This is a genomic window from Streptomyces sp. NBC_01016 (assembly GCF_026341035.1).
Classification (GTDB): Bacteria; Actinomycetota; Actinomycetes; order Streptomycetales; family Streptomycetaceae; genus Streptomyces.
This window is the reverse complement of the sequence record NZ_JAPEOQ010000002.1, coordinates 2,523,270-2,535,473: the sequence shown is the minus strand read 5'-3', so window position 1 is coordinate 2,535,473 and position 12,204 is coordinate 2,523,270. Positions and strand designations below refer to the sequence as shown.

General features: G+C 68.9%; 11 protein-coding genes and 2 pseudogenes. 5 read left to right on the top strand and 8 right to left on the bottom strand.

What is annotated here, in order from left to right; all coding sequences use genetic code 11:
• Positions 1–212 precede the first annotated feature (212 nt).
• Positions 213–1,589: an aldehyde dehydrogenase family protein gene (locus OG746_RS38300; protein WP_266725672.1), complete on the top strand. Its 1,377-nt coding sequence runs from the start codon at positions 213–215 to the stop codon at positions 1,587–1,589.
• Between the two features lie 258 nt (positions 1,590–1,847).
• Here OG746_RS38300 and OG746_RS38295 read toward each other — a convergent pair whose 3' ends face one another.
• The 4 genes and pseudogenes from OG746_RS38295 to OG746_RS38280 form a co-directional block, all read right to left on the bottom strand.
• Entirely contained in the window at positions 1,848–2,756 is a 909-nt protein-coding gene (locus OG746_RS38295; RefSeq protein WP_266723156.1) for a class I SAM-dependent methyltransferase, read from the bottom strand.
• A 196-nt stretch (positions 2,757–2,952) separates the two neighbouring features.
• Positions 2,953–3,510, bottom strand: a complete 558-nt coding sequence (locus tag OG746_RS38290; protein WP_266723154.1) for an ATP-binding protein — start codon at positions 3,508–3,510, stop codon at positions 2,953–2,955.
• A 348-nt stretch (positions 3,511–3,858) separates the two neighbouring features.
• The gene (locus tag OG746_RS38285) at positions 3,859–4,731 is read right to left on the bottom strand and encodes a GNAT family N-acetyltransferase (protein ID WP_266723152.1); all 873 of its coding nucleotides are present in this window, start codon (positions 4,729–4,731) and stop codon (positions 3,859–3,861) included.
• Positions 4,732–4,890: 159 nt separating this feature from the next.
• Positions 4,891–5,234: pseudogene (locus tag OG746_RS38280) on the bottom strand (IS630 family transposase); the annotation flags it as partial.
• A 206-nt stretch (positions 5,235–5,440) separates the two neighbouring features.
• Here OG746_RS38280 and OG746_RS38275 point away from each other — a divergent pair.
• Positions 5,441–5,854 carry a hypothetical protein gene (locus OG746_RS38275; RefSeq protein WP_266723150.1) on the top strand — a complete coding sequence of 138 codons (414 nt, stop codon included), beginning with the start codon at positions 5,441–5,443 and terminating at the stop codon, positions 5,852–5,854.
• A 409-nt stretch (positions 5,855–6,263) separates the two neighbouring features.
• Here the strand turns inward: OG746_RS38275 and OG746_RS38270 are convergent, their stop codons facing one another.
• The gene (locus OG746_RS38270) at positions 6,264–7,175 is read right to left on the bottom strand and encodes a LysR family transcriptional regulator (protein ID WP_266723148.1); all 912 of its coding nucleotides are present in this window, start codon (positions 7,173–7,175) and stop codon (positions 6,264–6,266) included.
• 143 nt (positions 7,176–7,318) lie between these two features.
• Between OG746_RS38270 and OG746_RS38265 the strand changes: the two genes are divergently transcribed.
• Entirely contained in the window at positions 7,319–8,230 is a 912-nt protein-coding gene (locus tag OG746_RS38265; protein ID WP_266723146.1) for an SDR family oxidoreductase, read from the top strand.
• 254 nt (positions 8,231–8,484) lie between these two features.
• On the opposite strand, the pseudogene OG746_RS45725 reads toward OG746_RS38265, so the two are convergent.
• Positions 8,485–8,736 (bottom strand): annotated as a pseudogene (locus OG746_RS45725) (IS630 family transposase); the annotation flags it as partial.
• 927 nt (positions 8,737–9,663) lie between these two features.
• Between OG746_RS45725 and OG746_RS38255 the strand changes: the two are divergent.
• Positions 9,664–9,894, top strand: a complete 231-nt coding sequence (locus tag OG746_RS38255) for a hypothetical protein (protein WP_266723144.1) — start codon at positions 9,664–9,666, stop codon at positions 9,892–9,894.
• A gap of 101 nt (positions 9,895–9,995) precedes the next feature.
• On the opposite strand, the gene OG746_RS38250 is transcribed toward OG746_RS38255, so the two are convergent.
• On the bottom strand, positions 9,996–10,259 hold the full coding sequence (locus tag OG746_RS38250) for an AfsR/SARP family transcriptional regulator (protein WP_266723143.1): 264 nt from the start codon (positions 10,257–10,259) through the stop codon (positions 9,996–9,998).
• A 390-nt stretch (positions 10,260–10,649) separates the two neighbouring features.
• Here OG746_RS38250 and OG746_RS38240 point away from each other — a divergent pair, with 390 nt between their 5' ends.
• Positions 10,650–11,009 (top strand): MDR/zinc-dependent alcohol dehydrogenase-like family protein, encoded by a 360-nt coding sequence (locus OG746_RS38240; protein ID WP_266723141.1) that lies wholly within the window; start codon positions 10,650–10,652, stop codon positions 11,007–11,009.
• Positions 11,010–11,021: 12 nt separating this feature from the next.
• On the opposite strand, the gene OG746_RS38235 is transcribed toward OG746_RS38240, so the two are convergent.
• Complete coding sequence (locus OG746_RS38235) at positions 11,022–12,176, bottom strand: M20 family metallopeptidase (protein WP_266723139.1); 1,155 nt, start codon at positions 12,174–12,176, stop codon at positions 11,022–11,024.
• Positions 12,177–12,204 lie beyond the last annotated feature (28 nt).

Here is a 12,204-nt window from a genome sequence, read left to right as displayed (position 1 = left end):
AGCCCGCGCGAGTGCGCTCCAGATCCGCCTGCCGCACAGTTTGGTTCAGAGGGATCACTCGGCTTCGGCTTCGTAGACCTTCGCGTGGCGCTTGGACCCCACTCCCAACCTCACGGAGAGTGCCTCTGTTCGCCCGGAATTTCCGGAATTTATTGAGACACTTGAAAGGTTGGCATATACATCCAGCCGCACATGCGGCTGTACGTCCAGCTATCGAGTACGTCGCGCGGCCGCCCCACCCGTCCGCGCCCGACCAGCGAGGCACCGTGAACCACTCCACCCCCGAACAGCCCGCAGACGTCGTCTCCCGGCTGCGAGCGACCTTCCACTCGGGTCGCACCAAGCCCGTCGCCTGGCGTACGACCCAGCTGCACCGACTGCGCGAGCTGCTCACCACGCACGGCCAGGACATCGCCGCCGCCCTCCACGCGGACCTCGGCAAAAGCTCCACCGAGGCCTTCCGCACGGAGATCGACTTCACCGTGCGCGAGATCGACCACACGCTCGACCACCTCGACGCCTGGCTGCGCCCCGAACCCGCCCCGGTCCCGCAGCACCTCGGCGACGACGCGACGGCCTGGACGCAGTACGACCCCCTCGGCGTCGTCCTGGTCATCGCCCCCTGGAACTATCCGGTGCAGCTCCTGCTCACCCCGCTCCTCGGCGCACTCGCCGCAGGCAATGCGGTGGTCGCCAAGCCCAGCGAACTGGCCCCCGCCACGTCCACCGTTCTTGCCAGGCTGCTGCCGCAGTACCTCGACACCGACGCGGTCGCCGTCGTCGAAGGCGCCATCCCCGAGACCACCGCCCTGCTGGCCGAGCGCTTCGACCACATCTTCTACACCGGCAACGGCGCGGTGGGCCGCATTGTGATGCGTGCCGCCGCGGAACACCTCACCCCCGTAGCCCTCGAACTGGGCGGCAAGTCCCCGGCGTTCGTCGACCGCGGCACCGACCTGGGCGTCGTCGCCGACCGTCTGGTCCGCGGCAAGTTCCTCAACGCCGGGCAGACTTGCGTCGCACCCGACTACGTCCTGACCGACCCCGAGACCGCCCGCGCGCTGGAGCCCGCGCTCACCCGGGCCGTCGAGGCGGTCTTCGGCGCCGATCCGAAGACGTCCACCGAGTTCGGACGGATCATCAACGAGCGGCACTTCGACCGGCTCAGCGCGCTGCTCGACTCGGGCCGTACGGTCACCGGCGGCGACAGCGACCGCACCGTCAAGTACATCGCGCCGACCGTCCTGACCGACGTCGACCCCAAGTCGCCCGTCATGGCGGAGGAGATCTTCGGCCCGATCCTCCCGATCGTCACGACGACGGACCTCGGCGCGGCCATCGATTTCATCAACGACCGCGACAAGCCGCTCGCCCTGTACGTCTTCACCGACTCGGACACCACTCGGCAGCGGCTCGCAGCCGAGACCTCGTCCGGCGGCCTGGGCTTCGGTCTGCCGCTCGCCCATCTGACCGTCTCCGACCTCCCGTTCGGCGGGGTCGGCGAGAGCGGCATGGGCAGTTACCACGGCCGCTACTCGATCGAGACGTTCAGCCACCGCAAGGCAGTACTGGAGAAGCCGCTCAGCTGATCCCACGTACAACGGCGTGCCCGAAAGCCGGGCCCCGTCCGACGCCTCGGCTTCACATCGACAAGCAGCGGGCCCTCCCCCGTCAGCAGCAGGTAGTCGGGGATGCACCTGCGGACTTTGCCCAACACCCGCGCTTTCAGGGGGATGCCAGCAATCTCGGATGATGTTGGTGCCGGCTGGATGGTGGCGGACGCTGTCTCGGCTGATCTGGTCCGGCTCTGCTGTTTCGCTGGTCCGACTCTGCTGTTTCGAACGAGCTCAGCTCTTCCCGTTGCTGTCGAGTTGGAAGTGCCAGATGACCACGATCGGGGAATCGTCCAAGGCCGCGGCCGACGCGTCCGAGCACCAGTGCAACAGGTCCCAGGACATGTAGGTCGGGAGTGGGTCCGGGGCGGTGGCGGAGTCCAGGGAGTGGCGCGGGCGGCGGGGTTCCTCGCAATGCCGGACCTGGAAGCCCAGCGGAAGGGCTGCGGCGAGGTAGGCGCTGAGCGGGCGGTGGTACTCGGTGAGGAGGGACGGGCGGCCGTCCGGGCCGGGGCGACGGGCCCGTGTCGGCCGGAGGTAGGACACCAGCAGGTGGGCATCCGAGATCACAAGGTTCCCGCCAGGGCGCAGAACGCGCGCGAACTCGGCCAGCACGGCGGCCAGATCGGGGACGTGAGTCAGGGCGAGCGCGCAGACGACCGTGTCGACCGCGTTGTCGGGAAGCGGCAGCTGGTGCAGCTCGGCCTCGTGAAAGTCCACATCTGGCAGGCTGTTGCGGGCCTGGGCGAGCATTTCGGGTGAGGCGTCGACACCGATCACGTCGTGGCCGAGTTCATGCAGGTAGACGGTGTGGCGGCCGGTCCCGCAGGCCGCGTCCAACGCCGTGCCGACGGGCAGGCCGTCCAGGATGCGCCGGACAACGGGCTGCTCGACGTCGATCATCTGGTTGCCGGGAGCGTCATAGTGCGGCGCCCACTCCTGGTAGACGTCGGCTGCGCTGATCGTTCCCTCACTCGCCGTGACTCCCTCGGCCTGCGCAAGGGCGGGCACCTCCAGCAGCGTGCGGATCTCGGCGATCCGGGCCTCGACGAACGCCCGGTCTGCCCTCCCCTCCCTGATCCCACGCAGCAGAGCAGCACCCTCGACGCCCAGCAGATATCCCAGGGGGCTCAGATAGGTCATCCCACGGACGGTACGGACTCATACTCCGACGCCTCCACCGGTTTTCCGGCGCTTCGAGCGGCTGCCATCAGCGACCGGATCACCTGCGCCCGCAGGCGAATCAGACCAACTCATCTGAGACGGAGACCAGATCATTGAAGGCGGGACAACACGTCCCGCCGATAACCGGAAGCCCACCCCTGGCCCTTCCCCAGTGTCACGCCGGATCGTCACCCCGCAACGAACCCCCGTCACGCACCCGGCCCCGCGGACATCCCCACCGGATGCGCGGCGCCGGGCAGGGGAAAGCCACCCACGCCACCTTCACCCCTTCCCGCACGGTGAAGCCCCAGGCCCCGCAGGTCAGTTCATCGACGATGTGCAGTCCTCGCCCGCGTTCGCCGAGCACCGCCAACAGCGCATCAAGACCACCGCCCCGCGCGTCGGCCCCGGGCTCGAAAGGCACGGCAGCGGGAAAGCCCGGCACCTTCGGGGCGTGCGGGTCGGTGTCCTCGACCTCGCAGACGTACTCGGTTCCGGTGCGGCGTAGCCGCAACACGTAAGGGCCCGGCGCGTGTTCGGTGGCGTTGGCGACGAGTTCGGAGACGGCGAGCACGACATCGTCGACCTGCTCCTCACCGAACCTCAGCGGCACCAGCATCTGCCGCAACGCGCTCCGGGCAAGCGCGGCGGCGTCGGCGGTGCCGTCGGTCCACCGACACACGGTCACCGGTCGGCGCCCGACCCGGCGCGGCAGCGGCGGCTTGCCGTTCATCGCCGGACTCCCCGCGCGGCATGGCGGGCGCCGCCCCTGCGATGGCGGCCGCTGCCCGCCGTGAAGCACAGCCGCACATCGGCCAGGGCATACGGTCCGGCCCCGGCGAACGCGGTACAGAGCATGAGTGTGCTGAGTGCAAGTGGCGCCATGAGCGGGCCCCCTGGCTGATCGCGAATGGAACGCGACCACCACACCGTCGTGCCGGACAAGAGCGGAACCGCCCTCGTACAAGAGCTTTGAGAACGGGGTTGTTGGGCAGCGACCAGGGATCCCACGGTTCGTTCGGCGGCACCGGCCGTTGCTCACGAGGTCCGGTGTGCTGGTCCGGTGCCGGACCAGCACAGCTCACACGGACGTCTGGTTGACGAAGCCGAGGGGCTGCAGGCCCTCGCTGATGCACAGCCGGTCGGACGCACCGCCCACCTCGGTCTGCAACAGCTGGTACTCGGCGCCCTGTTGATGCCCCCACAGCATCGCGGCCCGCCACAAAGCCCGGCCGTAGCCATGGCCACGGTACTGCGGCAGGACACCGAAGTACTGCGGCAGTAGCCGCAGCGCGCCCGTCGCGTCGGTCATGGTCTCCATCGGACCGATGGCCCCGGCCACGCGGCCGTCGTGCAGCACGGTGAGGACCGGGCCGACCGCGCCGGCCCGCATCTGCTCGTAGAGGAACGCGAAGCCGTCCGCCGCCATTTCCTCGGCGAACACGTCGAATCCGGCCTCGTCGATCAACTCCTTGGAGTCCCGCACAGGCACTTGGGGTGCCGCACCGGGGCCACCGGTGAAGTCCTTGAGCTGCACCCGAGTGGCGCCACTGTGGGCGCGGTTCTCGGGCTCGTCGGGGCCGCGGAACCAGACCACGCGGGCCTTGCCCGCACCGTGGACGGGGGCGAGCCTGCCCGCGAGGTCGGCGCCGGCGGACAGGCTGCTGTCCCCGGTCCCGTAGACGTGAACCTTCACCGTGCCTGTGCCGCGCTCCAGGAGCGTGGGGATCAGGGTGTGGTGCGCGGTGTGCTCGATGTCGTCGACCAGGAGGCGTTCGGCCTTGGTCTCGGACCAGCGGCGGTCCTTGTCATAGGGGAGGAACCGGCCGGTCCCGGCGGCCTCGACGACGGCCTCGAAGAGGTCGGGGATCGGGTCCTGCGGTCGTACGGGGCCCAGTGTCGGCACATACGGGACAGGCATCACGGAGTCAATCCGGCCCCAGTCGAAATGCATGCCTGCACGCTACTCAGCGGGCACACGTGTCGCAGGCCCTAACAGGCTTCCCGTCAGGGCCTGTTCGCTCACGACCGGTTCACGCGCTGACCAGGTCAGTGCGGGTTGTCGTCCCCCGCGTTGCACGAGCACTTGGCACTGTCCATCAGCTCGTCCAGATCTTCGACGGCCGTGACCGCGGTGACCTGGGGAGTGGGGGCCAGGACGGGGCGTGTGAATTACGGCGGCTCGCCGGACTGGGTCGGGCTGGAGGTTGATCGGGCCGAACTCGTCCAGGCAGAAGGCGACCCCGGCCTCATCTGGCTCGGGTATGACCTCGCCGTCGACGATCACATAGATGTGCTCGACCCGGGCCTTCTTCGCCGCGTACTCAGGGTCTCGGGAGGCCTTCCAGGTCTTCACGCGTTGAAAGGAGACGCCCTCCTTCGGAGCAGGACCCGCAGGCCCTCGTGGCTGATGTCGTCGACCATCCCCTCGGCGACCAGGAAGTCGGCCAGCTTGGCCTGCTTGCCAGCGCGGACCAGTGCGAGATGGCACGTGCCCGGAACTCCGGAGGACAGGGACGAGGCATGACTGTCGGCCTTCCGTGAAGGGCCGTCAGTTGGCCACCAGAACTGGAACCCAGGACATGGGGCAGGTCAGGGCGCCTCTGGCCGAGGTATATCGTCTGCCGCAGACATGAAGCCGGGGGGCATGAATGCAACATCGTTTGGCAGCCACGATCCTCCTCTGCCTCGCCGCTGGCCTTGTCGCCGGATGCTCCCCGGAGCCCGAAGCAGAAGACGTCAACCGCTCCGACCTCGTGGGCCATTGGCATGCCGACGGGTCGTGCGATTCCTCTCTCGTGTTGGAGAAGAGCGGTTCGGCCCGGTGGAAACACTGGGCGACGGGCTACAGCGTGAGTGAATCCCGCATCACCGGCAGAGAGGACGGCCAGGGGAGCTGGACGCTGGAGACAGTGGACGGCAAGCAGTATGTCGAGGTGGAGACGGACAAAGCCCGGGAATCGTTGACCCTGTTGCAGGGGGATGACCGGTTGATCCTCCTGCAGACCCCAGGAGACGACCCGGACAACAGCATCGGGTGCCGTTTCAAGCAAGTCGATGACCGGAAGCACGACTGACACACCCTCACCCACCCTGCTGCCTGGCTCGGTCCTCTCCCCGGACCACTGTCATCCCCTGTCCCTTGTCATCCCCTGTCCCTGTTGCCGCTCGGGCCGTGAGGCCCGCGGTTATTGACCTTTTCGGGGTGTTGTCGGGTGGTGGGTAAGGCTGAATCCGGTGCCGGCGAGACAACCATCGATGGGTGCAGCTCCTTCAAGGGACAGGCTGAGCTGGGCATTTGCCTGACCGGCCGGGCCGAGCACCGCATAGATCGTTTCGAAACCGGCAAGTCACGCTGGGGGCCGGGCCAAGATCGACTGCCTGGAAGCCAAGGATCGCGGCGATGCCCTCCTGGGGACCCGGCTCGATCACCCGGTCACGCGCCAAGCCGCAGTTCACGCAGGTAGGGCCGCCCCTTGAAAGGAGCTACGCCCTTCGGGGTATGTCGCGACCGGTGAGATGCGATCGGGCTGTTTCGAGGAAGGCCGGCACCAGGCGGTTGCGCTCGCGGGTGCGGGTGGCGATCACCACGTCGCACGGTTCGATTCCTTGGACGGGAACGGTCGTCAGATCGTTCCTGGGCGTGCTGTTCCCGTCGGCGGCCGGTGCCAGGGCGATGGCCTGGCCGCCGGCGATGGATTCGAGTTTGTCCGCGTGCGCCGCGACCAGCGGGCCGTCGGGTGCCGGGCGTCCGTCCGGTCGGGGGTCGATGCGCCAGAAGGCGTCGTAGGCGGGGTCCGGGTAGCGGATGAGGGGTTCGTCGGCGAAGTCGTCGAGGGTGACCGACTCCCTGCCCGCGAGGCGGTGCGTTGTCGGCATCAGGAGCACCCGGGGCTCCTGGTACAGGGGCGTCACCCGCAGCCGGTCGGTCGGGAACGGCTCTCGGGCGATGACCGCGTCCACGCGGTGGTCGAGCAGGGCCGTGTGGACATCGCTCCAGTCCAGGTGCAGCGTGGTGACTTGGGCGTGAGGGTGGCGGCTGCGCAGTTCGCGTACTGCGGGGGTGATGATGAGTCCGCCCACGTACCCGATGGTGACGGCGCCGGATGCCGCTGCGGCGCGGGTCGTCGTCGCGGCCAGTTCCGCGGAGCGCAGAAGTGCTTCCGCCTGGGGCAGGAACTCCTGTCCGGCCGCGGTGAGGCGGCAGCCCCTGGTGGTGCGGTCGAGCAGGCGGACGCCCAACCGCTTTTCGAGGCTCTGGATCTGGCGACTCAACGACGGTTGCGCCAGCCGCAGTTCGGCCGCTGCGCGGCGGAAGTTGCCGTGCTCGGCCACGACTGTGAAGTACCGCACCAGGCGAAGGTCGAAGTCGACCGGGGGTACGTGGGCTGTGGGCACTCCTGCATCGTAATCGTGATACCTGATCCGTATCGCGTGGTGCGGAACAGGTCTTGGACGCCGTGCTCCTGCCGCTTCTACCGTCAAGGTACGAACCCGGCGCCGTGCGGCGGGCCACTTGAAATCATCGGGGGATTCTCATCGTGCGTATTTTCGTCGCAGGGGCAACCGGGTACGTCGGATCGGCCATCGTGAGTGAGTTGCTGCAAGCCGGCCACGAGGTCGTGGGTCTCGCCCGTTCCGATGCCTCAGCCGCGACTCTGGCCAGGGCAGGCATTGCGGTGCACCGTGGTGACCTCGGTGACCTGGACAGCTTGCGCGCCGGCGCGGCGAAGGCGGACGGTGTGGTCTTCGCCGCCAACCAGCACATCTCCGAGACCACCGACTCTGCCGCTCGTGCGCGGGTCGAGTTGAATGCTGTGGAGGCGATCGGTTCGGAGTTGGAGCAGACCGGCAAGCCCTTCGTGGTCACCTCGGGGGTCATCGGCCGCACGCCGGGACAGGTGCTGACCGAGGAGACCCCGGCTGTTCCCAATGCCGTCACCGGCCTGCGGCTCCCGGTTGAGACGTACGTTCTGGCCCTGGGCGGGCGCGGGGTGCGCTCGTCGTCGGTACGGCTGGCGCCGACCGTGCACGGTCGGGGGGACGCGCGCGGGTTCGTCTCGATGCTGATCGGTATCGCTCGCGCGAAGGGTGTCTCGGCCTTTGTCGGCGAGGGCGCGAACCGCTGGTCGTCGGTGCACCGGCGGGATGCCGCGGTCCTGTTCCGGCTGGCCGTGGAATCCGCCCCGCCCGGCACTCCGGTGCACGCGGTCGCGGAGGAGGGTGTGCGGTTCCGGGACATCGCCGAGTCCATCGGCCGCCGGTTGAAGCTTCCGGCGGTGAGTCTGACGGCCGAGGAAGCGAGCGGCCACTTCGGCCTTCTCGCCCCACTGGTGTCGCTCGACAACCCGACGTCCAGCGCGCTGACCCGAGAACGCTTCGGCTGGGTTCCCGCGCACCCCGGGCTGATCGCGGACATCGAGGACGGCCATTACTTCAAGGACACGGCGTAAGGACGGTGGAGGCGCCGCCGAACCCGCGCGCCGTGAACGCGAACCCTGTTGGGTGCAGCTCCTTCCTGGGGCGGCCCTACCTGCGTGAACTGCGGCTCGGCGCGTGACCGAGTGATCGAGCCGGGTCCCCAGGAGGGCATCGCCGCGATCCTTGGCTTCCAGGCAGTCGATCTTGGCCCGGCCCCGAGCGTGACTTGCCGGTTTCGAAACGATCTATGCGGTGCTCAGCCCGGCCGGTCAGGCAAATGTCCAGCTCAGCCTGTCCCTTGAAAGGAGCTACACCCACCATCGATAAGTTCAGGACGACGTTGGATGCGACGCAGTCCGCTGCGCAGGACGCGTTCGAAGTGCTCATGGTTGATGAAGGCGGTATTGGCCAACGGTCCGCGCCGCAGCAGCGACCACACACCTTCCAACGGTTTCGGTTCTGGTGCGTAGGAGGGCAGTTGCACGATGGTGAGCCAGTCATGGTCCGCGGCGTACTGACGCATTCCGGCGGCCCGATGAGTGCCAGATCAAGACGATCGGGGCGCCGAAGACGCCAGCGCATCCATACCGCCCACCTGCCACACATGCCGCCGGCAGCTGCATCAGCCCGTCCAGGGCCGCGCCGTCCGATACCGGCGCTACACCGTCGCGTTCACGACGCGCCACTTCCGCCGTGTTCAACCGGACCGACAGCACCACCCGCACACCCCGTGCCCGGACCTCAACCACCGACGAACCCGCAGGCCGCCACTTCGCACACCCGATGAGCCACGTCAAGATCCAACTTCGACGACATCGCACACGCCCCTCACGAACGACCGCCCCACGCACGCAACCGCACAGGCGTCTCGCCCCCAAGGCAGAATCGGCGAACACTCCCCCAGACAACGCGAATGAGGCAGGGACCGAAGACTCCCCTGCTCCCTCAGCAGGAGGTCGTCCGCCCGAGGCTGGTGGTACGCGACACCAGCAAACCGCACGCCGATCGACCCGGGCCACAGACGACCGCGCTCATTGACAGAGCACTCCCACATCGCCCCCGTGCCTGCCGAAGACCCCATCCGCACAGTTCAGACGGCACGTATGCACGGGGACTCCGCCGAGGCGGTCTTTCCTCCATGTTCTCAGCGGGGTGACCTGTGTGCAGGTAAGCGGTTCGGGGTCGCCGCGCTGGGGTGCCGCTTGTAGCAGCGCTTGGCGGCGACAGCAGGTGCCGTAGTGGAGCTCCGACTGGCGGAGCGCAATGCGAGGATGGCGCTCGCCCCAGATGAGGAGTCTGCTGCACAAGTCGGCAACGACCGTCGCGAGCGCCTGCGCGAGGCCAGGCATCGACCGGACACCTCCAGGGTGCGGATGAAGACGTCGCAGACCATGCCGGCTCCCGCCCTCCGGCCAACACCAACATCGGTTCCGCCGGTTCTCCGACGCAGGAGCAGTGGGGCGCCGTGATAGCGGGAATCCGGGCTGGGCTGGCCGAACATCGCGACAGCATCCCCGAGTACGACGCGGCCGTGCACGAACTGGACGAGGCTGCTGCCACGGATGTCTCCGACGAAGAGGGGCGCGAGGAGGCCCGCACGTCCCTGCGTCGTATCGCCAGGCGCTGTGCGGATATCACCGCTGTCATGACCCTCATTGATACAGGGCTACAGATACTGAAGAACGCGATCGGCTGACTGCGGGCGCACAGCAACATCCACAACCCCTTGAATCCGCACATCATTCACCCTTTGTTGAGCTGGGCGGGGCCGGTAACCGGCCGCGCGGACAAGGGGGATCACGCGGTCAGTCGCAATCCGCCGCCCGCACGGGTCAGGTCGACCGCGTCGCCGAGGAAGCGACGCAGCCCGGAGACGCGCTTCTGCACCACGTTCCGTACGTAGCGCGGCGGTTGACTGTCCCAGACGGCGTCGACCAGAGCGTCGTACGAGATCGAGCACCCTTCTTGCAGGAGCAGGACGGCCAGGACGGCCCGCTGCTGCGGTGGGCCGAGCGGCACCTCCTGCCCGTCCGCACCCAACACCCGCACCGGGCCCAGCATTTCGAACCTCAATACCCTGTGCGGGCCGGGCCATTCACTGGAAGGAACCTCCACCACCATGCAAGCCTGCGTCGTCCACGCGACCGGAGGTCTCCGGGTTGAGGATCACTCCCCGGGCCCCCGGACCCGCGCCCGGCGACGTCACCGTCGCGGTCGCCCTCCAGGAACCGATGGCGCTCGGGCACGAGATCGTCGGCCATGTGCATGCCCCCTGCGACCGGTGCCCGTGCTGCGTGGCGGGGCGCCGCAGCATCTGCGCCCACGCCCGCTACCTCGCCAGCGCCGCCCACACCCCGCACGTCCAGGGCGGCTTCGCTCAGATCGTCACTGTGCCAGCGTCGCAGATCCGCCCCCTGTCGCCCCAACTCGCCCTGACAAGTGAGGTGTTGGGTGAGCCACTGTCAGTCGCCCTGCACGCCGTGCACCGCGCGGGCGACGTCAGGGGCAAGCGGGTCCTGGTCACCGGAGCGGGCCCCATCGGCTGCCCGGTCACCGCCGTACTGCACACACGAGGGTGCGGCGGAGATCGTCGTCAGCCACCTACTCGACCCGCCCCTGCGCATCGCCGCCGCCTCCGGGGCCACCGCCACCGTACGGGCGGACGACCCGGGAAACGTCGCCTGGACACGGCCGTTCGACGTCGCCGTCGTGACGCACACCTTCCCGCTCGCCGAGGCGCGGGCCGCCCTCGACCTCGCCCACGACCGGCCCGTCGCCCCCAAGGTCCTCCTGGACCTGACCGGCGCCTGAACCAGGGGGCGTTCAGGCAGCCTTGGTGGCCATCCGGTGCAGGAGACCGGCGACGAGCGCGACCCGGTCGGGGATGTCGTCGACGATCACGTGCTCGTGCCGGGCGTGCGGGCCGGCGCCGCTGCAGCCGAGCCCGTCGAGGACCGGGATGCCGAGCGCGGAGATGAAGTTGGCGTCGCTGCCGCCACCGACGCTGATCGGATCCAGGGGACCGCGCAGCTCACCGGCGACCTCGTCGGCCAGGTCGAACAGCTCCTTGCTCGCCGGCGTCGGACGCATCGGCGGGCGGCTCCACCCTCCGCCGACCTTCACGTCGACGCGCGGGTCGGTGGCGCGGAGCGCGGCGAACACCGCGTCGACGCGGTCGGCCTCGTCCTGCTGCGTGATACGGACGTCGACGAGGCAGTGCGCACGGCCCGCGACGACGTTGCGGACGGTGCCACCCTGGATGGCGCCGACGTTGATCGTGGTGCCTGCCTCGGGGTTCTGCGCCGCGGCGAGCTGGGTGACCAGCTCCGCCATGGCGTGGATCGCGCTGGCACCGCCGGCCGGGTCGTTGCCCGCATGCGACTCTATGCCGGTGGTGGTGACGTCGAAGATGCCGCAGCCCTTGCGTCCGGCCTTGACGTCCCAGCCGATACCGGGCTCGAGGACGAGGGCCGCCGCGCTCGCGCGGGCCGCGTTCTCGATGTGCTCGCGCGAGGCCACGCTGCCCGTCTCCTCGTCGCCGGTGAGCTGGAAGGTCACCGTCGGGTGGGGCAGGTCCAGGGCCCGCAGGGCACGCAGCGCCCAGACGCCCGTGACGATCCCTGCCTTCATGTCGTAGATGCCCGGGCCCCTGGCGACGCCGTTCTCCACGCTGAAGGGCCATTCGGCGAGAGTGCCCGCCGGCCACACCGTGTCGTAGTGGCAGACCAGGAGCACCCGCTCCCCCGAGGTGCCGGGGTAGGTCGCCTCCAGGATGTCACCGCGCTCCGGCTGCTCGCGGCGGACCCATTCGGCCGGCGGGCCGAGCCGGTCGTGCAGCCAGGCGGTGAGCGCGTCGGCGGTGGTGTCGAGGAGCGCCTTGTCGGTGCTGGGCGACTCGAGGCCGACGAGCATCGACAGGTCGGCGAGCAGGTCGTCGAGGTGGGTGCGGAACCAGGTGGAGAGCGGCTTCGCGGACATGAGGGTGCGCCAATCTGTGGGTGGGGTA